This is a genomic window from Aporhodopirellula sallentina SM41 (assembly GCF_000346505.1).
Taxonomy (GTDB): Bacteria; Planctomycetota; Planctomycetia; order Pirellulales; family Pirellulaceae; genus Rhodopirellula; species Rhodopirellula sallentina.
In genome coordinates this window covers 1-25,698 of record NZ_ANOH01000462.1, presented here as the reverse complement: position 1 = coordinate 25,698, position 25,698 = coordinate 1, and the positions used below count along the sequence as shown (strand labels likewise).

15 protein-coding genes are annotated in these 25,698 nt (G+C 58.4%); 6 read left to right on the top strand and 9 right to left on the bottom strand.

The features are described 5' to 3' along the window. Window positions 1-837 carry a sugar phosphate isomerase/epimerase family protein gene (locus RSSM_RS30045; RefSeq protein ID WP_008688844.1) on the top strand — a complete coding sequence of 279 codons (837 nt, stop codon included), beginning with the start codon at window positions 1-3 and terminating at the stop codon, window positions 835-837. Between the two features lie 268 nt (window positions 838-1,105). Here the strand turns inward: RSSM_RS30045 and RSSM_RS30040 are convergent, their stop codons facing one another. Beyond that, a complete protein-coding gene (locus RSSM_RS30040) occupies window positions 1,106-2,386 on the bottom strand; it encodes an outer membrane protein assembly factor BamB family protein (RefSeq protein ID WP_008688841.1) in 1,281 nt (426 codons plus the stop codon). A gap of 826 nt (window positions 2,387-3,212) precedes the next feature. Between RSSM_RS30040 and RSSM_RS32045 the strand changes: the two genes are divergently transcribed. The 3 genes from RSSM_RS32045 to RSSM_RS30015 all read left to right on the top strand — a co-directional run bounded on the left by RSSM_RS32045 (window position 3,213) and on the right by RSSM_RS30015 (window position 7,968). Further along, complete coding sequence (locus RSSM_RS32045; RefSeq protein WP_008688837.1) at window positions 3,213-3,698, top strand: hypothetical protein; 486 nt, start codon at window positions 3,213-3,215, stop codon at window positions 3,696-3,698. 289 nt (window positions 3,699-3,987) lie between these two features. Further along, window positions 3,988-6,591: a PSD1 and planctomycete cytochrome C domain-containing protein gene (locus RSSM_RS30020; protein ID WP_044304046.1), complete on the top strand. Its 2,604-nt coding sequence runs from the start codon at window positions 3,988-3,990 to the stop codon at window positions 6,589-6,591. A 12-nt stretch (window positions 6,592-6,603) separates the two neighbouring features. Beyond that, complete coding sequence (locus RSSM_RS30015; RefSeq protein WP_044304038.1) at window positions 6,604-7,968, top strand: DUF1501 domain-containing protein; 1,365 nt, start codon at window positions 6,604-6,606, stop codon at window positions 7,966-7,968. 560 nt (window positions 7,969-8,528) lie between these two features. Here the strand turns inward: RSSM_RS30015 and RSSM_RS30010 are convergent. After that, entirely contained in the window at window positions 8,529-9,824 is a 1,296-nt protein-coding gene (locus tag RSSM_RS30010) for a peroxiredoxin family protein (protein ID WP_008688830.1), read from the bottom strand. Window positions 9,825-10,680: 856 nt separating this feature from the next. Here RSSM_RS30010 and RSSM_RS30005 point away from each other — a divergent pair. Continuing rightward, window positions 10,681-12,174, top strand: coding sequence for a sulfatase family protein (locus RSSM_RS30005; protein WP_008688825.1), 1,494 nt, complete (start codon window positions 10,681-10,683; stop codon window positions 12,172-12,174). 140 nt (window positions 12,175-12,314) lie between these two features. On the opposite strand, the gene RSSM_RS30000 is transcribed toward RSSM_RS30005, so the two are convergent. From RSSM_RS30000 to RSSM_RS29970, 7 genes are all read right to left on the bottom strand, one after another. After that, window positions 12,315-12,551: a hypothetical protein gene (locus RSSM_RS30000; RefSeq protein ID WP_008688823.1), complete on the bottom strand. Its 237-nt coding sequence runs from the start codon at window positions 12,549-12,551 to the stop codon at window positions 12,315-12,317. 284 nt (window positions 12,552-12,835) lie between these two features. Then, complete coding sequence (locus tag RSSM_RS29995) at window positions 12,836-13,741, bottom strand: hydroxypyruvate isomerase family protein (protein WP_008688822.1); 906 nt, start codon at window positions 13,739-13,741, stop codon at window positions 12,836-12,838. Between the two features lie 174 nt (window positions 13,742-13,915). After that, the gene (locus RSSM_RS29990) at window positions 13,916-14,638 is read right to left on the bottom strand and encodes a polyprenol monophosphomannose synthase (RefSeq protein ID WP_008688820.1); all 723 of its coding nucleotides are present in this window, start codon (window positions 14,636-14,638) and stop codon (window positions 13,916-13,918) included. 430 nt (window positions 14,639-15,068) lie between these two features. After that, window positions 15,069-16,499, bottom strand: a complete 1,431-nt coding sequence (locus RSSM_RS29985; RefSeq protein WP_044304037.1) for a 2-oxo acid dehydrogenase subunit E2 — start codon at window positions 16,497-16,499, stop codon at window positions 15,069-15,071. Window positions 16,500-16,616: 117 nt separating this feature from the next. After that, complete coding sequence (gene aceE / locus RSSM_RS29980) at window positions 16,617-19,361, bottom strand: pyruvate dehydrogenase (acetyl-transferring), homodimeric type (protein ID WP_008688811.1); 2,745 nt, start codon at window positions 19,359-19,361, stop codon at window positions 16,617-16,619. A gap of 134 nt (window positions 19,362-19,495) precedes the next feature. After that, entirely contained in the window at window positions 19,496-20,020 is a 525-nt protein-coding gene (locus RSSM_RS29975) for a hypothetical protein (RefSeq protein ID WP_236621492.1), read from the bottom strand. Window positions 20,021-20,194: 174 nt separating this feature from the next. Then, window positions 20,195-21,802, bottom strand: a complete 1,608-nt coding sequence (locus tag RSSM_RS29970) for a hypothetical protein (RefSeq protein ID WP_201767243.1) — start codon at window positions 21,800-21,802, stop codon at window positions 20,195-20,197. 582 nt (window positions 21,803-22,384) lie between these two features. Here RSSM_RS29970 and RSSM_RS29965 point away from each other — a divergent pair. Continuing rightward, complete coding sequence (locus RSSM_RS29965) at window positions 22,385-25,525, top strand: dockerin type I domain-containing protein (protein WP_144060232.1); 3,141 nt, start codon at window positions 22,385-22,387, stop codon at window positions 25,523-25,525. The last annotated feature ends 173 nt before the right edge of the window (window positions 25,526-25,698 follow it).

Sequence of the window (25,698 nt, the reverse complement as noted above, 5' to 3'; positions counted from 1 at the left end):
ATGCAGAGCGATGCGATGGAGTCACCGGCACGCGACCGCCTCGCCGTGCACACGATCACAACCAAGCCATGGGGTTTGGCGGAAGCGGCCGACCGGTACGCTGCCTCAGGCGTGTCCGGGATGAGCGTTTGGGTGGAGGCGATCGAGGGCATGACGAACGCGGACGTCCGCAGCACGCTGCAGAACGCCGGGCTCCAGGTTCCCGCACTCGTGCGGGGTGGTTTCTTCTGCGATCGCTCTGACGAAGAACGCGAACGACGGATCGACCATAACCGTCGACTGATCGAAACCGCCGCAGAGATCTCCGCCGAGATGTTGGTCCTCGTCGTCGGGGCGACCCCAGGTGAACCGCTCGACCGCCAGCGTGGATGGGTTCGCGACGGGATTGAAGCGTTGATTACGGATGCGAATTCACACAACGTTCGCCTCGCGATCGAACCCCTGCACCCGATGTACGCGGCCGACAAGAGTTGCGTGAATCGAATGTGGGACGCTCGCGAAATTTGCGAATCGATCAACGACCGTATGCTCGGAATCGCCGTCGATGTTTACCACACGTGGTGGGACCCTGAACTCGAAAGCGAGATCCGACTCGCCGGGACGCAGAACACGCTCTTTGCGTTTCACATCTGTGATTGGCGTGTTCCAACGCGTGATTTTCTGAATGACCGTGGCTTGATGGGCGACGGCTGCATTGACATCCGAGGAATCCGCCGAATGGTTGAGTCCGCCGGGTTCGATGGCTGGAACGAGGTCGAGATTTTCTCCGACGAACATTGGGCCCGCGACCAACAGCAGTTCCTCAACGACATCATCGAACGCTACGCTGACTGTTAGAGCGTTTTGAAATCTGCCGAGTCCGCTCCCCATAGCTGATTCGCCAGAGTTCAGGCACCGACGTCTGGCGACATCGGCCGCATCGTTCTTCAAAACGCTCTCGAAACCCCGCTCGTTAGACGAGACGCGTCCAAAACGGTTTGTCGATTTAACCAAGAGTCAACCTGTTTTCGTTTAACCGGTAGCCGCAGGCGACGTGGCAGTGGCAAGCAGGTCGCCTTTGGCTGCCCGTTAAACGAATAAATCAACAGCCCGAAAAGGCTCTTCACTACTGGCGATCCGTCGCAAGACAGAATAGGTGATCCTGCCCGCGGATATACAGGCAATCTTTGCCGGGAATGGGCGAGCCGATAATCGGTTGATCGAATTCGTATTCCGACAACAACTCGAACTTGGAATTATTCACATCAACGACGTACATCGCACCGTCCTCTCGGATCGCGTAGAGTCTTCCGCTGGCAATTAGCGGCGACGCGTAGTAGGCGGAACGGTTCTTGGGCAATCGATCCGACCAAACGGTTTCGCCGGTCGCGGGATCGATGCAGTCCACCTCGCCTTTGTCACGGACGATATAAACGAGTCCCTTCGCAACCGCCGGTGTGGGGACGAACGCGCTGACGTCATCACGAAACCAAACGTGGTTCGTGTCGGTAACGTCGCCGTTTCCGTTCAGACGCACGCCATGGAGTTGCGGGGTCCCACGGTCGTTCCGGCCAAAGCAAACCACCGCCATGTCATCCACGATCACCGGGGTAGCGATGGCCGGCCAAAGCGCATTCGCATCCGGATTGAAGCCCCCACACGACCAACGTTCTTCGCCCGTGGCGGCATCGTGAATCGTCAGATGCTCCGCCCCCCAAACCAATACCGACTCACGCTGTTCGTACTCAATCACCAAAGGCGTGGTGTAACATTGGTCGCTTTCTTTAGGCACGTCATAGTTCCGAGGAACCTTCCACACCAAATCACCACTGACCTTATCGAACGCGGCCAACCATGATTCACCGGCGTGCATGCGTGCCATGACGACGTAGTCTTTCGTCAACACTGGCGAAGTACCGTGGTCCCAAAACCGCTCATCCTTTCCAAAACGTTCAACAAGATTCGTCGCCCAACGTTTGGTACCGTCGAGTTCGAGAGCGGCAAACGTTCCGCTCTTGAAATAAACGTAGATCGCGTTTGCGTCGCTGACCGGCGAAGCGTTGCATCCCGAACCGTTTCGATGTTTGCCGGAGACCTCGGTATCGAATGCGGTCAGCCACCGACGCTGGCCGGATGCGTCCAACGACATCACCGCATCCTTTCCATTTTCGGGTGCGGTGAGATAGAGGTTTCCGTCAACAAGGATCGGCGTCGAACAACCTTTCCCCGGCAGAGGAGCTCGCCACACGATCGACTCCTCGTTTAGCTCATCCGGAAATGTCCCCGACGACTGGCTGCCGTGATCGCGAGGCCCACGCCAACTCATCCAGTCCGCGGCATCGACCGCAACGCTCCCGACGCACAGGCCAACTGTCACAACGATCGTTCGCATCAGGGTGATATTCATGCGTTTCTCATTTCAAAATAGATAAAGGCGGCCAACAAACTCGGTTGCATGCCCGCTCAAAACGAGCATTCCTCCGTCAAGTTTAACCAATCCGAGATCGACTCGTTCGAGATCGGCCCGGTGGAGGCGTCCCCAATCCAATCCCAATGCCCCCCACCCCCAATGAGGTCGTGCAGTTTTTCGAGGTCGCGTTTTAGCGGGTTTCAGCATTTGAGAACCTCTCCCGAAACGAAGTTTTGGGGGGAGGTCGAGCGTCGCCGTTCAGGCGTACGCGAGGGAGAGGCCGAGCATGGGAAGCGGCGCGGTTTGCCCTCCCCCGGGAAAGCTCACTGAAGGCTCGCTTCCCGCCCCCTGCCACTGGGGGTGCCGTTTGATTAAAAGCAGCATTTGGTAGTGGACGAGGCGACGAGTCCCTTGCGTGGGGAAGGACTCGTCGCCTCGTCCACTACGGTTCAGGTCCTGGGCCAAGGACGCCTCGAAGAACGTCAGTAATAAAATCGACGTCCCGCGCGGGCGGGGTTCACAACGCGTTACTGGCACAGCACTTAAAAACGGCACGACCTCCAATGCAAAAGGGGGCACACGTTGGCTGAGCAGCACACGAAACCGAAAACATCGGCGAAGCAAACGACCAACGGAAGTCATCTCCCGTGCGTTCGCATCAATGGCGGCGCACAAATTTTCGATTGAGATCTCGGTTCCGACAGAAATTTGTTTGTGATGGGCTGCGAATTGAGCAAAACGACACAGTGTCGCGGAACCTGTTCTGTAGAACGGAGTTTCACCGAAGTGCATCACTTCTTATCCACCGCCACTGGAGCCAACGATGAAAATCCCCGCCGGTATTGCTGCTTTTCTGTTCGCCGTTTTGTTCGCCTGCCAATCCCAGGCCCAGCCGCCAAATCGCCCCGGCGGTGATCGCGAGCGAGGAAACGGCCAAGCAAGAGGAGGCGAACAACGTCGCCAACGGGGCGGCATGGGCGACCGTGATCCCGCGGAGATGGTCGGACGATTGATTGAGCAATTTGACAAAGACGGTGACGAGAAACTCGATTCGACCGAACTGACCGCGTTGCTGACGATGATGCGGGAACGACGCGGCGGCCGAGGAGGAGAACAAGGTATGGAAGGACAAGGAGCGAGACGCGGCGGCCGAGCGATGGGACGTGAAGGGGGCCGCGACGCAATGGCCCGCGACGGTGAACAAAGAGGGGCACGCAATCGCGAGATGATGCAGAAAAAACGTCGCAACTCTGGCAACGAAGACGCCACGCCCGGCGGTGACGTACCGAAACGCCCCGCAGCGGAATAGTACGGCCGCGAATCGGTTGACGCGAACTCGCCGCATGTCGGTGCACTGCGGATACGGTGCACTGCGGATACGGTGCAACGCGGATCAGACACCGCGGATCTGAGGCTGCGGAACAAACACCGCGGAACACAGAGACGCAGCCAATTGATAGCGTCTTGTTGGCTCTATCGTCAGTGCTATCGCCTCGAAAGCGCCATCGGGCATCGCTGCAGTGTTTCTCGTGCACGCAGCGCCCATGGCAATCCCGTTTGGAAACCTCCATCACTCTTCTTCTCTAGTGAAACGATCGATGAATTATCGAATAACCATTTCGACAATGCTTCTGTTGACGATCGGTCTGATGAGTCCGATCCGTGGTGAGGAGATCACTCCCGAACAGGTAAAGTTTTTCGAAACCAAAATCCGGCCCGTTCTAATCCGAGAATGTTATGGGTGTCACTCTAATGAGTCAGGGAACGTTCGAGGCGGCTTGCGTCTGGACTCGCGCGAACTGACACACATCGGCGGCGGCAGCGGGCCTGCGGTTGTCCCCGGTGATCTCGAAGAGAGCCTTCTCTACAACGCGATCATCCACGAAGACTTCGTGATGCCGCCCAAACGGAAATTGCCACAGGACGTGATCGATGATTTCCGCGAGTGGATCGAAATGGGTGCCCCCGATCCGCGAGTGAACGAAACCGTCGAGGTCCGCTCATCGATCAGCGAAGAGGACATTGATCAGGCGAAAGCAAACTTTTGGGCCTATCAACCTCCGATCAAACACTCGGCCCCATCGGTGAAGAACACGGCGTGGCCACGGTCCGATGTCGATCGGTTTGTGCTCGCCAAACTCGAAGAAGAAGGCCTTTCGCCGACCGAAGACGCGGAGTCGTACAAAGTGCTGCGTCGCCTGTGTTTTGACCTCGTGGGTTTGCCACCGACGCCTGACCAAATCGAGCATTTTGCCGAACGATGGAAATCTGATCCCGATGCGGCAGTCGCCTATGTCGTTGACCGCCTATTGGAAATGGATCAGTTCGGCGAACGCTGGGGGCGGCATTGGCTCGACGTGGTGCGTTACGCCGAATCGACCGGTCGCGAGGTCAACCAGACGTACCCGCATGCGTGGCGATACCGCGACTTCGTGATCGATTCGATGAACGCGGACAAACCGTTCGATCAGTTCGTCCAACAACAGATTGCCGGCGATTTGATGCCAGCAAAAACGGACGAGGAATGGGCCGAGAATCTTGTCGCGACCACGTTCCTGGCGATCGGACCGAAGAACCTCAACGAACAAAACCGGGTTCAATTTGCCGCTGACCTCGTCGACGAACAGATCGATGCGACGACTCGGGTTTTCCTCGGTGCGTCGGTCGCGTGTGCCCGCTGCCACGACCACAAATTCGACGCGATTCCTCAAACCGACTACTACGCGCTGGTCGGGATCTTTTCGAACATGACGACTTACTTCGGAAACCCGCCATCCGAGTACGGCACGATCACCAACGCGCAGACGCGTCAATCGAGCAGCCTGATGGTGTTGCCGGTTTCGGATCCGAATCCCTACGACAAACGGTACACCGCGGAGGAACTGCAAGACCTTCGTGACCAAATGCAAGAGAAGCAACGAGAACTTCTCACGGTACGTCGTGGTGCGGTCGGCCCGAACGACAACGCGGCAACCGCTCAGCGTACCCGGTTGCGACTCCTTAATGAGATGTCAGCCTTGTCGGCAAAACTGGCAGTCGTTGACAAAAACGGCAACCCACGCAGCTATTGCATGGGCGTGCAGGAACGCAAGAAACCGTCCGACGCGCGTCTGCTCGTGCGTGGCGAAATTGACCAACCGGCACAGGACGTTGCTCGCGGTTTCCCGCAGGTACTGTGCAGCGTTCAACCAGAGATCGAGCGTGACGAGAGCGGCCGCCTCGAACTCGCTCGTTGGATCGGCAGCGATGACAACACACTAACCGCACGCGTGATGGTGAACCGAATTTGGCAAAACCTCATCGGTCGCGGCATCGTCAGTTCCGCCGACGACTTTGGCATCACCGGTCAACCACCGAGCCATCCGGAATTGCTCGATCATCTCGCCGTGCAGTTCGTCGAATCGGATTGGTCGATCAAAACGATGGTACGCACTATCGCGACGTCGCGTGTCTACCGAATGGGAACGGCCTACGATCGTTCTTCTCATGAAGCGGACCCGGACAACGCGCTGTTGTGGCGAGCCAATCCTCGCCGGCTCGATGCTGAAGCGATCCGCGACGCGATGCTCAGCATCAGTGGTGAGATCGACTTTGAACGGCCTCGTGGTTCCGAAGTCGCGAAGGCGGGATTCACACGCGTGACCGGTGGGGTCCTCGGCAATCCAAGAGAAAAAGCCCGTCAGGCAATCCAAGAGGCAACCCGATCACGAGGCACCATGCGACGCGGAATGCAACGTGGGCGACGCAACTCGATGAGCGAAGATATCTTGCGAAAGGTTACCGGACAACTCGATCAAGAAGACGCCAAGTGCCGCAGCGTCTACCTCACGATCGTCCGTGACGAAGAACCGAGATGCCTTTCCGTGTTTGACTTCGCCGATTCGAGCACCATCATCGGGACGCGTGAAACGTCCAACACGGCCAACCAAGCCCTCTACATGATGAACAATCGTTTTGTGATTCAACAAAGCGAAGCGTTTGCCGATCGAGTCATTCGCGAACGCAAGACACCCAACGATCAACTGCAGTACGCGTTCCTTCTCGCCTTCGGACGACCACCGACGTCGTCCGAGCGATCAGCCGCCGCCGCGTTCATCCGAGAGTTCGCCCCGACCACGTCATACCGCTCTCGTGGCGAAGACACCATCAACGCACTGTGCCAAAGCTTGTTCGCCTCCGCCGAATTCCGATATCTCGATTAAAGGGAAAACGCCATGTTCTCACGACGACATCTCCTACAAAGCATGTCCGCCGGGTTCGGTTACCTCGCGTTCGCGGGCATGTGCAACGAACGGGCCGCCGCCGAAGCCGCATCGACGAACCCGCTCGCCCCGAAAGCACCTCATTTCCCGGCCAGAGCCAAACGGGTCATCTTCCTGTGCATGGCCGGTGGTCCTTCGCATGTCGACACGTTCGATTACAAACCGCAACTCGCGAAAGATCACGGCAAAGCCGGCAAGTACGGCGGGTCGCTTTTGAAATCCCCATGGGAATTCCGCCAACGCGGCGAGAGCGGACTGTGGATCTCGGACATTTTCCCCAACGTCGCCAAACATGCCGACGACATGACTCTGATTCGGTCGATGCAGTGCGACCAACCGGTCCATCCCGGTGCGATGACACAGATGCATACCGGAACGGCTCAGTTCATTCGCCCGTCGCTCGGAGCGTGGTCGCTCTATGGTCTCGGGACCGAAAACGAAAGCCTGCCGGGATTCGTTTCGCTGAACCCGCCCTCGGGAAGCTCGCGAAATTATGGCAGTTCTTTTTTGCCGGCGATCTACAGCGGATCGAAGGTCGGCCGATCGTCACGATTCGGACGCGGCAACAGCGGCGAAAGCGTTCCCGACATTCGAAACCCGAACCTCTCGGAAAAACAACAACGCAAACAACTCGATTTCATCCAAAGCCTCAACGAAGAAAAGCTCAAACGGGAAAGATACCAGCCCGGAATTGAAGGAATGATCGAGTCCTACGAACTCGCCTTCCGGATGCAAGATGCCATGCCGGCGCTCATGGACACGTCCGAGGAAACTCAAGCGACGCTCGATCTGTACGGAATCGAAAACAGCACGACGGAGAGCTTTGGCAAGCAGTGTTTGCTCGCTCGGCGGTTCGTCGAAGCCGGCGTGCGGTTTGTCGAAGTCACGCACGGGAACTGGGACCAGCACGTGAATCTGTCGGTCGATCACAAGGCCCGTGCGGAAGCCTGCGACCAACCGATCGCAGGTCTACTACAAGATCTCAAACAACGTGACATGCTCAAAGACACGCTCGTGATTTGGGGCGGCGAATTCGGTCGCACTCCCGCCGCTCAAGGCGGTGACGGCCGCAACCACAACAACAAGGGCTACACGACTTGGATGGCCGGCGGTGGCGTCAAAGGTGGATTCAGCTACGGAGCGACCGACGAGCACGGCTACGAAGCGGTCGAGAACAAGTGCCACATTCACGACTGGCACGCGACGATCCTGCACCTGCTCGGTCTCGACCACGAGCAGTTGACCTACCGCTACGCCGGACGAGACTTCCGCCTGACCGACGTCCACGGAAACGTCGCGACCGACATCCTCGCGTAAGCAAAACAGCATGACGGCGAGATTGACTTCCTCGCCCCGTATTGCGTTCGACTCATCGAGCGAACGCAGCGAATAACTGAACGCCTCCCGGCCCGCCATGAACACTCATGGCGGGCCGTTTCCGTTTCCGTTTCCGCGACACTGATCTGCGTCGCGATCTCATCGGCAGGAATCGGACCGCTCAATAAGATCCCGTTCTTCCATCGAGGTGACATCAACGTCCATCCCGCGCTGACCGAGCAAACGATCACGAAACGAAAACGCGTGCCCCCCTTTTGCGAAAGAAAACGGCATGACGCTCGCCTTCGCGAGCCTTCTCAACGAAGAAGAGCTTCGGCATATTCTCGACAGCGTCGGATCCCCGCCCTGAAGGTTTACTACGACGCCGGAAACTCAGCGAGAACAGGCTGCGACCTCTATCGCGAGATCGCAAGCCTCGGTACATGAACTGACGATGCCACCAGGAGCGCAACCGTGAAGGGGAAAATCGCGTTCATTGGCGTTTCATCCTGTGAGCGTGGACAAAAAAGAGAGCAGGAGACGGGATCGTAACCTCGCACTCAATTCACTCCACGATCTCCACCATCGGACCGGCCACGCTCCACCCCTTGCTGATTGCCTTGTCGTTGCCTCGAACCTTGACCTCGACGAGACGCCTGGCCGCGCTGGCCACGTTGACTCCCCTGTGCCCGTTGACCGCCCTGTGCCCGTTGACCGCCTTGGCCGCGTCCCGAACCACCCGGGCCACGGTTGAAACCGAACGTGCTCGATCCCATATTTGCCGGCTTGAGATGAACCGTGTACTCCTGCGTGAGGGACTCGCACATCGTATCAGTGCATCCGAAATAGTGCATCGCGAGTTCGAACGACGCACCAGGTGAATCGGATTTGATATCAACCCAAAACTGACGTGGGTGCGTGTCTGAATCTCCAGGACCTGGCCGAGCACTCGCTTCGGCCGGAGTTGCCTGCACGCCCGCAGGCATCGTCAGAGAATACTTCATTGGCTCCGTCAAATTGTTCCAGTGCACGCCGTGGATCGGATCAGGATAGAACCCGAGAAAGAGACGTCCGCTACCCGTCTTTAACAGATCCGCGTCGGCCTCGGCTCGCATTTTCACGTAGTACGTTTCCGAGGGACTCTTCGGCGTGGTAGCGAGGATCACCAACCCCTCGGGCCTCGACACGAGAATGTCCGAGTCAACGTTCGCCGGCTGTTTCGCTCGGGCAATGTGTGGCAGATTCATGTCCGCGGCCTGCGTCGGGCGACTGACTTCACCGATGTGTTTGGTTAACGCTTGACGAAGACTGGGACCGTCGAGATGCTCGGAGGCGAAAACAATTTGTCCTTCTGGTGAGATTAAGAACATCGAATTGTTCGCCGAATTCAGACCGTCTCGAATCGAGTTATCGATCGTATCGGCGATCCAAGGTACCTGCGTCCCTAACATTTTGCGTGCCTCGGCGAGTTGCAACAATCGCTCCGACGTATTCTGGGCCTCGACATAACCGTTGAGTTCAGGATGCCTCAACGACTTGTAGAAGTAAAAAAACTGCACGCCCCGCGGAGAGTAGTCTTGGCTCGCAGCCTCAATCTCCGGATAACCGCGATGGAATTGTGGGCAGGTCAGGCAACCAGCCGCCAACACGGTGTATTTGCCTTTGCAAAGCTCACGCAATTTGATCGGCTCACCGTTCGCCAAATGAGCGTCGAGGTCGGGAAGTGCGGCGTCTCGCAAAACCCCTCCCCGACTGCTGCCGTAGTGTGGCGTTGCTCGGCGTTCTTGCGCCCCTGTAGTACGCACCGGAACACTGGCCAATAGGAACAGTATCACCCACGGAGTGCTTTTGATCATATGTAAATCTCAGAGGAAAAAGTGCGTCGAGAAACGATAGAGAGCGAGAAAAAGCTACTGCCAAGTAGCTGCATAAAACGAGCGAACGATGGTCGGCATCCTCACTCGAAAGTGACATGCGTTTGGATGAGTGTTGCGGCCCGGCTTATCGCCGCGTCTCACATGCACGTTCACGCCGCGGTGCATGAGTACTCACACCAGACTGCGTATTGCAGACGGTTAGCATCCGTGAGTTCTCACGCACCAATATTTCCAACGCTAGATGGACCTTGTCCCCCACTCGGAAAACCCGCAAGTGAACCTACGGCAATCCGACACCTTTAACTGTCGCGGTATCCACATCCGGGGACAAAGAATCCCCAAAAAATCGAAAAGTCCTTTGCCGTCATGTCATTCGAGAAAAACACAGGACTTTCCGGTCGGCCTTGTCGCTACCGTGCGATCAACGCGCCAGTACCAACAGCTCTTCAACTCGATTTGGTTCGTTTTGATCTTTCATCGTTGGGATTTCATGATTCGGTTGTGCTGGAATGAGCCTAGCGATATTGGATCCACTCACGCAGTTTCTGACGCATTCTCAAAGGGATACTCATCACGGGCTGTGTGCGAGACTTGCCGATCGCCTGCAGACGTAAGGGGAGGGTTGTCCGCCAAACGAATCTCTTCTCCCCAGTCATCAACAGCACCGCATCGTTGTGATGGCTGGAGACTGAACCCGACGCGCACCAGAGCAAACATTCGGTGTTAGAATAGTGCCGGCGTTCTTGCCAATCCCCACCATGAACACCGATCCCCACCGTGAACTAGGTGGCTGTACGCGTTTGCGTACCTCCCCACCCAACTCGAAAGAATCGAAATGCGATCTCAACTGCTCGTTGCGGGACTCCTCGCTCTATGGAGTCCTTTTCTGTTCGCAACCAAGTCCTCGGCGAACGACCAGCAACCGAATGTGTTGCTGATCATTACCGACGAACATAACTTCCGCACGTTGGGGTGCTATCGCGAGACGATGTCACGAGAACAATCCAACATGTGGGGAATCGGCGCTGTCGTGCCGACGCCGCATTTAGATGCGTTAGCGAAAGACGGTGTGTTGTGCACGAGAGCCTATGCCACCTCGCCGGTTTGTTCCCCGTGTCGCGCGGCGCTTTTTACCGGTCGCTATCCACATGCCACGGGTGTGCCGGAGAACGACGCCGTCCTGGACCGCTCAGTTCCGACGTTGGCGGATCGTTTGAATGACGTCGGCTACCGCACCGCGTACATCGGCAAATGGCACCTGGGCGGAACCGGGAAACCAGAATGGTCACCGAAAGTCGACGGAGGTTTTCAGTTTAAGAAATTCATGTTCAACCGAGGACACTGGAAAAAGTTCGCGATCGAAGACGGTATCCCCTCGGTTGCCACACGCAAGAATGGAAACGCCCGGGCAGGAGCACGCGAGGCCGACGAAGAGTCATTTGCAACCGATTGGCTGACCGACCGTGCGATCGAATACATCACGGACGAGTCCGCGACCCAACCGTTCTTCACCGTTGTCAGCTATCCTGATCCACATGGTCCCAACGCGGTACGGTCGCCTTACGATCACATGTTTGACGACCTGCCTTTCGCGCCACCTCGCACGTATCAAACTGGCCAACCGAAACCGAAATGGGTGGCAGAAAAGAATCACGCCGCGTTCCGTGGCGCCGACATGTCGATCTACTACGGCATGGTCAAATGCATCGATGACAACATCGGGCGGTTGGTAGAACGTCTAAAAGAAGCCAACCAATTCGACAACACGTTGATCATCATGACCAGCGATCACGGCGACCTTTGTTACGAACACGACCGACAAAACAAAGGCAACCCGTACGAAGGCTCCGCTCGCATTCCGATGATCCTGCGTTTTCCCGAACGCATCCAAGCCGGCCAGTACTACACGCGTCCGATCGGAACGGTCGACATGACACCGACCATCATGGGACTACTCAATCGTCCTGCCAATCTGGAAGATCACGGCCGAAACCTTTCAAATGAATTGGCCGACGTGTCAACGATCAACGAGTCTGATTCCGACGAACCGGTTACCTTCCTCCGCATCGGTGGCAAGTCAGCTCGATGGGTCGCCGCCGTTGACCGCAGATACAAACTCGTGCTTTCGGTGAACGATGTTCCTTGGCTGTTCGACGCTCAACGGGATCCCGACGAATTGCAAAACCTCTACGGACGACCGGATACACACAAGGTTTCGAAACGACTCGCCAAATCGCTCCGAGAGTACGGTACCGCAACGAATGATCCGCATCTGCAAAACGATCGCATCGCCGAATCGCTATCGAGAATCCTCGACGAGGATCAGTAGCATCACTCGGCAAAGATAACGAACCGTGAATGCTCCGGGAGCAGTTTAAAATTTGACGTGTTCGATGCCTGTAGCGGAATTCGCTAGCATTCAGCCCAACGAAGTCTGGCGACATCGGTTACGTCATTTTCGAGAACGCTTTAGCTGCCGTCGCAGGATGAATTCTTGTCGCGAAACGTTCCGCAACAGGCCGAGGATTCCAACAACCGTTCGACATCGGCGGCGAGATCACGGTCCTCGAGCGCATGAAGGAACCAACGTCGCTCGGTATCCTCGAGGGCGACGGCCTGATTGAACAACGAACGCACAACCTGATGACGATCCGCATCGTCTTGCGGAGGCTGCGTATCAGCAGGTGATGGTGTGGATTCGGACAAAGAGCATTCCTTGTGTAGGCGATGAGCGTGAGTCTTTTCGCATGACCGCATCGCTCCGTCGCGATCGATTATTTATCATTCGGCGCGCGCGCCGGCGGTTAGAACATTTTGAAGTTTAACGTGTCCGGTTCTCGTCACTAGACTCGCCTGAATTCAGTTCACCGAAGCCTGGCGACGTCGGCTACCACATTCCTGAAAACGATTTCGATCGTATTCAAAGTCGGCAGGTCCAAATTGGAAATGATCTCGCCATGCACCGGTTTAAAAAAACACCTGCACGTCGATCAGACGATGCACTGGGCGACGGCGTTTTCGAGTCCGGCGAGCGGGTCACCGACCGGCAGGAATTCGTGAGCGAAGTAGCCTTGGAAACCGGTGTCGGCGATCGCGCGGGCGATCGGTGGATAGAACAATTCCTGCGTGTCATCGAGTTCGTGGCGACCTGGGTTGCCCGCGGTGTGGTAGTGACCGTAGTACGGATGATTCTTCTCGATGGTGCGGATGATGTCACCTTCCATGATTTGCATGTGATAGATGTCGTAGAGCAATTTGAAGTTATCGCTGCCGACTTGCTTCACTAACTCGACGCCCCATTCGCTGTTGTCGCACATGTAATCCGCATGATTGACTTTGCTGTTGAGCAGTTCCATCTGCAGCGTGACGCCTGCGGCTTCGGCGACGGGAACGATCTTCTTCAACGCATCGACGCAGTTCTTCATTCCGGTTTTGCGATCGATTCCTCGGGCGTTCCCGCTGAAGCAGATCACGTTCTTCCAACCTTCTGCTGCGGTTGCCTCGATCGCCGCATTCATCTTTTCGAGTGCTTCGTCGTGGAACTTCCTGTCACACAATCCGTTGGTCAGTGAGTGCGAACTGACCATCGTGCAAACGAGCCCGTGTTTCTTCAGCGTCGGGAAATCGTCTGGCCCGAGCAGATCGATCCCGACCAAACCAAACTTCGTGGCGGCTTGGCACATCTCTTCTAAACTGAGCTTGCGATAACACCACTTGCAAACGGATTGATTCAATCGACCTTTCTTCGCGTCGGCGGATTGGCCTGCCGGCGCCTCGGCAACCGACTCTGCGGCAACGGCGGAGCCCGCCGACGCCAACGTGGCGGCACCCGCGGCAGTTGCCAGCGAACGAGATAAGAGACTACGACGAGAAACCGAATCTTCGGGGTGAGACATCAGTGAGGGATTCCGGAAGGCGGGAGGCGAATGGTGAAAGGCGAACAACATTATATACCAACGAATCGCACAATCGCATGCGGACGTTCCCGCCGGCGGGCGCGTCAACCGGCAAAGCGGAAGGCGGCAAAGCGGAAGGCGGCAAATTGACAGGCGGATCCGCGAACGCCTATTTCACGAATGCTTGGATCGCAAACGCAGCACCGTCCACCCCGATCGCACGGCTTCGCGGAAGTCCAATTTGCTATCGCCGACCGCTCTTTCGGTGAACGTGATTGGCACTTCGGTGAACTTGGCACCTTGGCGGTGAAGTTTCAGCAACACTTCCTGTAAAAACGAATAGCCTTCCGAAGGCTGATCGTTCAGGTCCAGTCGCGATAGTGCGGCGACTCGGTAACACCGGAACGATCCACTCGCATCGTTAACCGGCAGCCCTAGCCTGAATCGGGTGATCCAGTTGATCCACCGGCTCATCCATTTGCGACGAACCGGCCACCCCACGATTTCCCCGCCGGGCACGTACCGGGACCCTACCGCGACGTCAAAACCGTCGGCAACGGCCGAGACCAAACGCGGCAGGTCAGCCGGGTCGTGCGATAGGTCCGCATCGAGATTGCAAAAGAGATCGTAGCCGCCTTCGATCGAGGCATTCATCGCGGCGAGAATCGCTCCGCCGAGCCCTCGTTCTTCGCGCACGATGCAGCGAATGGAATCTTGCCTTCCGTTCGCCTCCGCATACTTTGCCACGCGGGCCGCGGTGCCGTCCGGAGAATCATCATCCACCACCAAAATATCGGCCGTCGGTAGGGCGTCACCGATCCGCTGCAGCATCGCCTTGATGTTGCCTGCTTCGTTGTAGGTACAGATACCGACGAGAATGCGCAGATTCGATGACATGGATTCCGTCGTCTCTTGGCCGGGAGGCGAGTCCGTTCGGGCGGGGCTGCGGGGTGATCGATCCGGACGCGGACAGCGATTGCCTGACAACAATCACAACGATCCCGACGTCCAGACTCAACGTTGATTTTCAAAGGCGATGTCGCGAGAGAGCGAATGAGATCATCACGCACCACTCGTTCAGTTTAGCGTGACGGCTAGAGTTGGTCTCTAGCAATCGTCCGCATTGAGAAGGTCCGGCTACCGAGCGTTCTGTGCCCAGTGGTGGGCACGCTGCCGTGGGTAACGGACCTGCTGAACGACCTGCGTCGACTCATGGCCGAACGCAAAACAAGATTCAGGCGGCCAAAGCCATCGGTGATGCAGTGCATCGCAACCAGAGTGCGATGCGGAGAATGACCTATCCGATGTTCGGGGCCGCGAACGTTTCCTAGAGGGCGAGCAGCAAACGGCTCGGTGCCTGCAGGTAGCTGATCACATCGTTGAGGAATCGAGCAGCGGTGCCTCCGTCGACCAAACGATGGTCGTACGACAGGCTCAGCGGCACCATCAAACGAGGTTGGATCGTGTCATCGGGCATGACGACAGGCAGTTTGCGGCTGCGTCCGACCAACAGGATCGCGACTTCGGGAACGTTGACGATCGGCGTGCTGTACTGGCCACCGATCGCGCCGAGGTTACTGATCGTGAACGATCCGCCCTTGAGATCACTGACGGCGAATTGACCACCGCGAACTTTGCCAGCGGTTTCGGCGAGGGCTCGCGTGATGTCCGGAATGCCCATCCGATCGACATCGGGAAGGACCGGAACGACGAGACCACGGTCGGTGTCGACGGCGATTCCGATGTTGACGTAATCCTTGTAAATGATCTGCTCGTTATCGCTATCGATCACCGCGTTGATGGCGGGGTGCTGACGCAGGGCGGTGGCGACGGCTTTGATCAAGAACGGCATCGTGGTGAGTTTCAAACCCTGAGCCGCGTAGTCGTCCTTGCTGGATTGACGCAGTCGTTCCAGATCGGTGATGTCGGCGTCGTCAAAGTTGGTCACACGTGGAACGCTGGACCAGGACACGTGCATTTGAGCAGAGATCGTCTTGCGGATCTTGCTCATGCGTTCGACACGGATCGGGCCGAATTCGTCTTGGCCTTCGGTGCCGGGCAGGCTGGCGTCTCCGCCCGATGCCGACGCGGCAGGCCGTGGCGGACGAGCTGATCCGCCGGTCGAGGCAGGTTTGGCTTGGCTGGCCGATCGGACTGCGGAGAGAACATCATCGCGGGTGATGCGTCCGCCCGGTCCGGTGCCTTGGACGTTGGCCAAGTTGACGCTAGTTTCGCGTGCGAGACGACGGATCGCGGGTCCGGCGGGGATGGCACCGGAATCGGCGACGGTGACGCTTTCCGCCATCGGCCGTTCGATCGTTGCCGGTGCAACAGGAGCGGCCGGTTTGGCTGGTTCGTTGACGGGAGGTGCAGCCGAAACGGGTGTCGGGGCTGGAGACGCCGGAGCGGGTGTCGGTTCCGGTTTTGGCTCCGGCGCCGGAGCGGGCTCAGGAGCGGGCTCAGGAGCGGCTTCCGCTTTGGGTGCGGGAGCGGCTGGCTTGGCCGGTTCGGCGGCAGCACCTTCGGCCGCCTCGACTTCGATCAGTTCGCCACCGATCGGCACGGTGTCGCCTTCATTGATCAGGATCTTGGTCACCTTCCCGCCGACATCCGACGGCACAGGCACGGTGGCTTTGTCGGTTTCCATCTCAACGATGTCATCGCCGGAGCTGATGACGTCGCCGACGGAGACGAAAATTTCGAGGACGTCGCCGGATTCGATACCGTCGCCGAGTTCAGGAAGTTTGACTGCAGGCATGAGTGCAAAAAAGAGATAGGAGGTGAAAGGCAGCAGGTAACAGGTGCAAAAACAAAGGTGACAGACAAAGCGTTTCAGGCCCACCTGTGGCCTGGCCGCTCGGCCCCGTTCGCGACGTTACGCGAAGTACGGGTCGATCTTGTCGGCATCATAGTCGAGGTCTTTGATTGCCGCGGCGACGTCGGCCATTTCGTATTCCCCGGCCTTCGCCAATCGGTAGAGAGTCGCAATCACAATCGACTCGGCATCGACTTCGAAGTGACGACGGAGGGCCTCGCGAGTTTCGCTGCGTCCCATTCCGTCTGTCCCGAGCACGTAGTAGTCGCCCGGGATCCACGGCGTCAACTGCTCTCCGAGGGCACGGACGTAATCGCTCGCCGAAATGAATGGGCCTTCAACGCCTTCGAGTGTTTCCTCGAGGTAGCTCTTGCGAGGCGTTTCGGTCGGGTGCAGTCGATTCCAACGATCACACGCACCGGCTTCGCGGCGGAGCTGCGTGTAGCTGGTCACGGACCAAACGTCCGACGAGATCGAGTACTTCTCGGCGAGGATTTCCTGCGCCTTCAAGGCACAATTCAGGATCGCACCGCTGCCGAAGAGTTGGACGCGTTGTTTCGCCCCGTCGGCTTCGACGCTCTTGTATTTGTACATCCCCTTCACGATGCCTTCTTCGCAACCTTCCGGCATTTCGGGGTGCATGTACTCTTCGTTCTCGGCCGTGATGTAGTAGAGGCACTGTTCGCCGTCGGCGTACATCCGCTGCAACCCTTCCTGCACGATCACGACGACTTCGTACGCGAACGCCGGGTCGTAGGCACGCACGGTCGGGTACGCGATCGCGTTGAGCAGGCTGTGTCCGTCTTGGTGCTGCAGACCTTCGCCGTTGAGCGTGGTGCGTCCGGCGGTACCACCGACGAGGAAGCCCTTGGCACGCATGTCGGCAGCGGCCCAGATCGAATCACCGACCCGTTGGAAGCCGAACATGCTGTAGTAGATGTAGAACGGAATCATGTTCACACCGTGGCAGCTATACGCGGTACCGGCGGCGTTGAAACTGCTCATCGAGCCACACTCGGTGATCCCTTCTTCGAGGATCTGACCGTCTTGGGCTTCTTTGTAGAACGCGATTTGGTCCGAGTCGGCTGGCTCGTAGAGCTGTCCGGCGTGAGCGTAAATTCCGAACTGGCGGAACATGCCTTCCATGCCGAACGTTCGCGATTCGTCGGGCACGATCGGCACAACGTTCTTGCCGATTTTCTTGTCTCGGCACATCGCGATCAGGGTTTGCACGACAGCAAACGTGGTGCTGATGCTCTTGTTTTCGAGTTTGCCGATCAGTTTGCCGAAATCTTCCATCGACGGAACTTCCATCGTTGGAGGCGACGCCGGGCGGCTCGGGACAGGTCCACCGAGAGCTTTGCGGCGTTCCTGCAGGTATTTCATCTCGGCACTGCTGGCCGGTGGTTTGTAGAACGGTGCGTTGCCGACTTCCTCATCGCTGATCGGAATGCCGAACCGGGTTCGGAATTCGAGCAACTCGGCTTCGTTCATCCTCTTTTGGTTGTGAGCGACGTTTCGTCCCTCACCCGCTTCGCCGAGCCCGTAACCCTTGACCGTCTTGGCGAGGATCACGGTCGGTTTGCCGTTGTTCAGTTCGACGGCTTGCTTGTAGGCCGCGTAGACCTTTTCCGGATCGTGTCCACCGCGACGAATGCGTTCGAGTTTCTCGTCGGAGAGATGTTTGACCAGTTCGAGCAACTCGGGGTACTTGCCGAAGAAGTGTTCGCGAATGTAGCTGCCCGGCATCGACGTGTATTTCTGATACTGACCGTCGACGACTTCGTTCATCCGTTTGGCGAGCAGGCCGGTCTTGTCGCGAGCGAGCAGTTCATCCCATTCGCTGCCCCAGATGACCTTGATCACGTTCCATCCGGCACCATGGAAGATCGACTCGAGCTCTTGGATGATCTTGCCGTTACCGCGAACCGGTCCGTCGAGACGTTGCAGGTTGCAGTTGATCACGAAGATCAGGTTGTCGAGTTTTTCGCGCGACGCCAGTCCGATGGCACCGAGGGTTTCCGGTTCGTCACATTCGCCGTCACCCAGGAACGCCCATACCTTTTGGCCCTTGGTGTTCTTCAGGCCGCGGTCGTTGAGGTATTCGTTGAAGCGGGCTTGGTAGATCGCCATGATCGGGCCGAGGCCCATCGAGACGGTGGGGTATTCCCAGAACTCAGGCATCAACCAAGGGTGCGGGTAACTGCTCAGTCCGCCACCTTCGGAAAGTTCGCGGCGGAAGTTTTCGAGCTTCTCTTCATCGAGTCGACCTTCGACGAAGGCACGCGAATACATTCCGGGGGAGGCGTGTCCTTGGAAGTAAACCGAGTCACCCGAGTAGCCGTCCGCACCGCGGCCTTTGAAGAAGTGATTGAAGGCGACCTCGTACAACGTCGCGCTACTGGCGAAGGTGCTGATGTGACCACCGACGCCGCCGCCGCGTTTGTTGGCTCGGACGACCATCGCCATCGCGTTCCAGCGGATGATCGATTTGATGCGGCGTTCGAGCTCGCGGTTACCCGGGTATGCGGGTTGTTTTTGAGGAGGGATCGTGTTGACGTAAGGCGTCGACGTATCGGCCGTCAACGGGACGCCGTGTTCAGCGGCCCGGTCACGAAGTTGATCGATGAGGAACTTGACGCGTTCGGGGCCCTGGCTTTCGAGCACATACTCGAGAGAGCTGAGCCACTCCTGCGTCTCATAGGTATTGATGTCGATGTCGGCGGATTTCTGCAATTCACCGAGGCTATGTGCGAGTTCGTTTTGGGCGACTTCGACTTCGGCGACATTATTGGAATCGGTCATCAAAAACGGGATAGATCCCGGCCTCACGGAACGTGTTCAAAAACAACTATTGGTGCGAAAACTCTCTGGCGCCGTACACTTTAGTCAGACGACCACCGATCCAACAAGGTATCCTTCACCGCCATCACGGTCGCTTAGCCCCCGGTTTCTGGGGCAAATTCGACATCGATCACGAATTGATTCTCGGCGGGTTGGACCTCGAGCGTGATGCCCGAGGAATCGAAACTGCGGTAACGTGGGTGCAACCGGTTTTCCGGGATCATTCCGGGACGCTCCGCCCCGGTCCCGATCCGATGGCTGCTGAACACCGCGACCCGGTGTTTCCCCGCGAGAGCCCCGTCGTCGGCGGCGAAAGTGCCGAGGGTGAACGTACCGTCAGGTCCGATTTGCCCCGTTGCGGTGACCGCCGGTTTTCGCCCGACAATCTCAAATTCGACCGAACCGTCTCGCAACACCGTCCCGTCGGGAAACCTCACCAAACCGGAAACCGGGTAGGTGTCGCGTCCCGGATCCGAACACCCAGCCAGCGCCGACAGCACAACCGCAGAGAACACGAGCGACATCACAGGAAGGCCCGGACAGGTATCCCGCAAACAGAAATACCTCGAGAAGCGATTGCTCGATGGGCCCGGTAATTCGGCAGGAGTGAGTCGGTCCATAAGGCCTCTTCCTTGACAAACAATCGTTTCATAAGAGGTTCGAGAAAGCCAACTCCTGCGGTCAAACAGGTCGGCGAGAATGGCTCCGGCGTGACAAACTCCGCAGAGATGACTCCACAGAGAGAGACTTCCTCCCGACAGTTCGCGTCGAGAATTCCTGCCGCGGTCAACCGTTCAGGACGATTCGTTGAGATCTCGCAACGCGATTTCTCGGAGCGTCCGAATCGCATCGGTTGGCGCTCCATAAAGAATCGTCATCCCGTCGGATCCCACCGCGATATCAAACGCCTGCTCCACCTCCTCTTCGGTGAGCCAACCGGAGAGTCCGAGGAATCGGATTTCGGCCAGTTTTCGCAACGTCGACAACGAGTTATCGCCTAGCAAACTGGCCACCCTTCGCCGGGCGACTTCAGGAGTGAGCGACGGGAAGTCGATCACGGTGAAACGACTGTCGAGAATGCCCCAAAATTTCTCCAGAGCTTCACTGAGATAACTATCGACGGTGCCTCGGTTGGCCTGCTGCAGACGCTGCACCTCGCGACTGTCCATCGCCCCCGAGAGGACCACGGTCTTTCCGTTGACGCAATCGACGATCTTTACCCGCGTGATATTCTGCGTCGATCCGCCCCGCACCTCTTTCAACGCAACGTCAAAATGCAGCAGCAACTCGACGTTCGCGTCGACCGCAGCCTTGGACATTTGCTGGATACTGCCTTCGCCGAGATAGACCACTCCAGGAATCCACATCCGGCGTTCGGCCTGCGGGACTCCTTCGCCGCCGATCTGGTACCCCTGGTTCTTCGCATCCGGATCCACGCTGACCAACGCGTTGCCGAATTGCCCCGCCTCGATCCGAGATCGCATCCCGTCGGCAACGGTCGACGCGACCGCCCCCATCAATTCGTCGAACCGCTCGGTGACTTGCGGGTCGGTGACCTGGGGCTCGGGGATGGAGATCGCTGCCCGTCGGGATCCACCACGTCCGGGGCCTCCGAACTGGCCTCCAAATTCGCCGGCCCCCATCATCTCCTCTTCCATCATCAAATCATCCGGCGGACCGTCGAAACCTGGACCGCCTGGCCCCATGCCGTCCGGCCCCATTCCATCGCGTCCCACGCCGGGCGGGCCCATCCCATCAGGCCCCATGCCGGGCGGGCCACCTCGACCGCCAAAGCCTGGATCTCCTGGGCCTCCTCGGCCTCCAAAATCGGGGCTGTCGAACTCATCCATCCCGCCGTCGAAATTATTCATGCCGCCGCGACCGCTCTGGCCGCTCAGCCGAATCGGTGCGTAGTCGGTCACATGCGTGTCACCGTGCAGCCCGATCGAGACGCCCCAACGCAGCGACCACACCGGGCGTCGATAGTAGGCACAAAAACGGAGTTTCTTCAGGTCCTCGACCGCCTGTGTGTCGGCCAACGCCGCATGGGCAAAGAACAGCTCGCGGGCCAACTCGAGATGCCCATAGCGATACGCCACGTGGGCCTCGTTGCGGAGGGTCGGGCCCTCCGGACGCGGCGGCGCCGGCACCTTGACGGCTTCGGCGAGGCGACCGATTTCTTGGAAGAGCGGCTGCCAATCGGGCTGAGTCAATTGCCAAACGGCGGCCGGCGTCGGTCCGGTCGTCAAATTCGCCGGCGGCAACGCATTCGGGTCGGCGGCTTGCGGTTCGCCGTCAGGCCCATAACCCGGCGGAGGCCCACCGCCGTAGGGCCCCAAACCGGGATCCTGGGCGAACGCGGTCGGAGCAGGAACCAGCGTCGAAACGATAATGAGAGTCATCGCCCAAACCACGAAACCGAACGCGGCGAGGCGACGAACCAAGGAAAAAGACAGGCACGGTATCATCGTGGGGCTACCGAAAAGGAAGTAAAGAACGAAAGCGGATTGATTCAAACGAGCAACAAGCCCCCGCGGCGGAGGGCACGCAAGACTCAGAGCTTCGTAAAAAGGAATTCGCAGAACGAATCATGCGGGAACAAAACGAACCTTGCAGAAAACTGCTCGGCGGGTCGTTCGATGCCCCCAAAACCAACCGTGATGACGTCTCGGATCGTTTCTTAAGATCAGGATAATTGCGACCATTCCATCAGGTTTTGCGGTGACTCAGCGAACCCGCCGGCGTTTATAATAGGCCAACTGAATCTTGGTGACGACGTTTTTCGCCGGTCTTTCTCCCCACCAAGGGGAACTTTTCCCCCTCGTCGAACGTCACACTCCCGCGGTCGAGCGCACCTCGCCGGGGCAGCAGCGGTTTCCAAGACCGACGGCTTCCGGAATCCACGGCGGCTTGTCAGAACCGGCGACGCGTACTGAGATGGGCTCCCCCCGCATCCGAAATCATTTCCCCGCACAACCTTTCCCATGCCACGTCCCCCGCGCCGCACCCGCCGCAGGCTTTCGCTCCAGGTCCTTGATGACCGGCGGGTGCTCGCCGCCATCGTGGGAAGCGTCTTTCACGACGCGAACGATTCGTTTCGAAAGGACGAGACGGAATCGGGGCTGAGCGGACGATTGGTCTACATCGACCAAAACAACAACGCGAGAATGGATTCCGGCGAGCAGTACGCGCTCTCGGACGCGGCGGGCAATTTTGCGTTCGAAGACATGGCCGACGGCGAGTACGCCCTGCGGCTGTTCAACGCCACCCGCACCCAAGCCCAGACGACTCCGATGTCGGCGGCGGTCCTTCACGACGCGGTCCTGCAGAGCGACATTTCCGCCGTGATCGCCGCCACCCCGCTCGGATCCGGTGGCCCTGAGCAACGAATCGCTCCGGCGATCCTCGCGAGCGGTGCGAACCTGCAAATCGTCGGCAGCGACGGAAACCTCGGCACGCCGTTCATCTTCACCGGCGACATCGACCATCTCTCTCGGCTCGCCGACGGATCCATCCTCGTCGCCAACGAAACGAACGACGGTACCGCGATTTCGATCGTGAGCGAATCGCTGTCGGAGGCCGACGCGTTGTTCACTCCCGGCGGAGGAGTCTCGTTCGGTTCACTCGGCGTGGACGATGTCGGCCGTGGAATCGCGATCGGACCGGCCGACTCAGAAACCGGCGAAAGCGAACTGTATGCGATCGACCGCGGCGCCCTCGAGGTCTCGGCGACCGGAGTGATGGTGGCGGCCGGATCGGTGATCACCGGCGATTCGACCCCGCGAACCAACGACGGGCCAACCCGCAGCGTGATCAGCCACGCGTCCTTGGTCGATGACGGAAACGGCGGAACCACGCAAACCCTCGCGGTAAGTTTCTGGAGCAATTCGGACGAGTCGCTGCTGTCGGCACCGATTGTCGTCAGCGGTGCCAGCGAAGTAGTCGCCTTCCACGATGAAGCCGGTTTGCTGGTGCTGCGATCCGGAGACGCCCTCTCGGTTCACGACGTCGACTCCGCGAACCTGGCAACGCTGTTTACGATCGACGACACCGAATCGATCGCGGGCATCGACGCATCCCGCGGACTGATCGTGACACTGTCGCCGCGTTCCTTCGGCGGTGAAGGTTCTACCGAAGACGCCGGACTGCGGTTGCTCGACAGCGAAACGGGTTCGGTCGTCGCTGACCTGGCTATCGACCTGTCAGCCATCGGTGACATCGCAGCCGTTTCGCTCGACGCGAACTTGAATAGCCTCGCGATTGCGGGCGCCGCCGGGATGACCCAAGTATCACTGCGACGGGCAGGCCCCGCTCGCGTTCAGGTTGCCGGCACCCACTCAACGCCCGCGAGCTTTGGCGTCCGACTGATCGGCGATAACTCCGCCCCCGCGTTCTCGGTTCCGCCGGTATTGTCGGTCGCCGAAGACAACGACCTGATCACGCCCGCCCCCGGTTTGCTCAGCACCGCCGTTGATGCCGAGGGAGACACCGGTTTCGTCGTCCTGCCGACCGGCGCCCCGAACTCGGGACTCGCCACCTTGAATCCCAGCGGCAGCCTGACGTACTCGCCTTTTGATAATTTCGAAGGCACCGACACGTTCACAGTGATCCTGCACGACGGGCGAGACTCTACCGAAGCCACCATCACGATCAACGTCACGCCCGTCCCGGACGCCCCCTCGGACATCGAGGCAGTCATTGATCCGGTCCCCGAAAACATCCTTCCAGCCGACGTCGATGGGGAGTTTGATGCGATCGGGATCATCAACATCATCGATCCTGATCAACTGAATCAATTCGAGATCGAAGTCCTCAACGACAACCGCGTCCCAGACAACCGTTTCGACATTATCAACGACCAACTGATCTTTGTCGGACCGGGACGCCTCGACTTCGAAACGGAATGGGAAATCCCGCTGATTATCTCAGTGAGCGATCCGGACGCCGACACCACGATTGAGTACGCGACGACTCTTTCGATCACCGATGCCGACGACCCGGTGACGGACATCCTGCCCGGTTCGGCCAGCGTTCGGGAAAACCGTCCCGGCGAAATCATCAAAACAATCACGGTGATTGACGAGGACTTTGAGGACATCCACACGCTGAAAGTCGACGACGATCGATTCGAAGTCGTCTTCGGCGAACTGAAACTCAAAGACGACCGGGCGCTCGACCACGAAGCCGAGATGACGGTTTCGATCAACATCACCGCCTCGTTCAAAGAAGACTCGTTTACCAAAGCGATCGTGATCACGGTGCTCGACGCTCCGGAAACTCCGCAGAACTTCTCCCTGACCAACCATTCGGTGCTCGAACTCGAACCCGGTGATATCGTCGGCGAGATGACCATCGCGGGCAACCCCGCCGCCAACGGGCACCGACTCACCGTCGACGACCCACGGTTCATCTTCGAGGACTCGATCCTGCGACTCGCCGATGACGAGTTCATTGAACGCACCCCCGGAATCGACGACGAGATTTTGCTGAAGGTTACCGCCACCCCCGAGTCAGGCGGCGTCGAAGCGGTCGAAGTTGAATTCAACATCGCCGTTCTCGAAAACGACAAACCGTTCCACAATGACGACCTCCCCGAAGACGTCAACGGCAACGGCAACGTCACCGCGAGCGACGCACTCGCGATCATCAATTACCTCAACAGCTTCGGCCCCGGACCAGTCGGCGAGGGCGACCCAGCCTACGGCTACGACGTCAACAACGACGGAATGGTCACCTCGCTCGACGCGTTGCTCGTGATCAACGAACTCAACACGACGGGAACCAGCAGCGGCACCGTTGGCAACGAACCGGGCGGCGAACCCGTTTCTCCTCGTGGCGACTCCGGTGCAGAGCGTGGTATTGCCGCGGAATCGAAGGCAACTGAGATCGCTCCAGTACCTAAGATCGAAACCAAGATCGCACCACTGGGTCGGCAGATCAACCTTGACGCGCTCGCACTCGGCGACACACTTAGCGAACCGCTGCAAAAGACCGTCGACGCCACACAGTCCGAGGCACTTCAAAAAGCCGTCGAGTCGCTCGCCGCGGACACGTCGAAATCTGACAGCGACGAAGAAACGACGGACCAGGTCTTCGGCGAACCCGATATCGACCTACTGGGTTAACGCGAAAGACCTCCCCAAGTGAAGTGAGCCGAATGGCCGTAAGGCCTCGGGTAAAATCGCCGAGAGAGCTTGCAAACCCAACACACCCAAAACCCGAGTGCTCACGCACTTCGGCTCACTGGTTGGGATGGCTAATCAGGGAGAGAAACGCCGGGGCAAGCCCGGACGGAAAG

Coding starts and splice junctions, on each gene's coding strand:
- RSSM_RS29985 (WP_044304037.1), bottom strand. CDS start 16,499: ATGCCTGCAGTCAAACTTCCTGAACTCGGCGACGGTATCGAATCCGGC.
- RSSM_RS30040 (WP_008688841.1), bottom strand. CDS start 2,386: ATGAATATCACCCTGATGCGAACGATCGTTGTGACAGTTGGCCTGTGC.
- RSSM_RS32045 (WP_008688837.1), top strand. CDS start 3,213: ATGAAAATCCCCGCCGGTATTGCTGCTTTTCTGTTCGCCGTTTTGTTC.
- RSSM_RS29975 (WP_236621492.1), bottom strand. CDS start 20,020: ATGGACCGACTCACTCCTGCCGAATTACCGGGCCCATCGAGCAATCGC.
- RSSM_RS30005 (WP_008688825.1), top strand. CDS start 10,681: ATGCGATCTCAACTGCTCGTTGCGGGACTCCTCGCTCTATGGAGTCCT.
- RSSM_RS29965 (WP_144060232.1), top strand. CDS start 22,385: ATGCCACGTCCCCCGCGCCGCACCCGCCGCAGGCTTTCGCTCCAGGTC.
- RSSM_RS30020 (WP_044304046.1), top strand. CDS start 3,988: ATGAATTATCGAATAACCATTTCGACAATGCTTCTGTTGACGATCGGT.
- RSSM_RS30045 (WP_008688844.1), top strand. CDS start 1: ATGCAGAGCGATGCGATGGAGTCACCGGCACGCGACCGCCTCGCCGTG.
- RSSM_RS30015 (WP_044304038.1), top strand. CDS start 6,604: ATGTTCTCACGACGACATCTCCTACAAAGCATGTCCGCCGGGTTCGGT.
- RSSM_RS29990 (WP_008688820.1), bottom strand. CDS start 14,638: ATGTCATCGAATCTGCGCATTCTCGTCGGTATCTGTACCTACAACGAA.
- aceE (WP_008688811.1), bottom strand. CDS start 19,361: ATGACCGATTCCAATAATGTCGCCGAAGTCGAAGTCGCCCAAAACGAA.
- RSSM_RS29970 (WP_201767243.1), bottom strand. CDS start 21,802: ATGACTCTCATTATCGTTTCGACGCTGGTTCCTGCTCCGACCGCGTTC.
- RSSM_RS29995 (WP_008688822.1), bottom strand. CDS start 13,741: ATGTCTCACCCCGAAGATTCGGTTTCTCGTCGTAGTCTCTTATCTCGT.
- RSSM_RS30010 (WP_008688830.1), bottom strand. CDS start 9,824: ATGATCAAAAGCACTCCGTGGGTGATACTGTTCCTATTGGCCAGTGTT.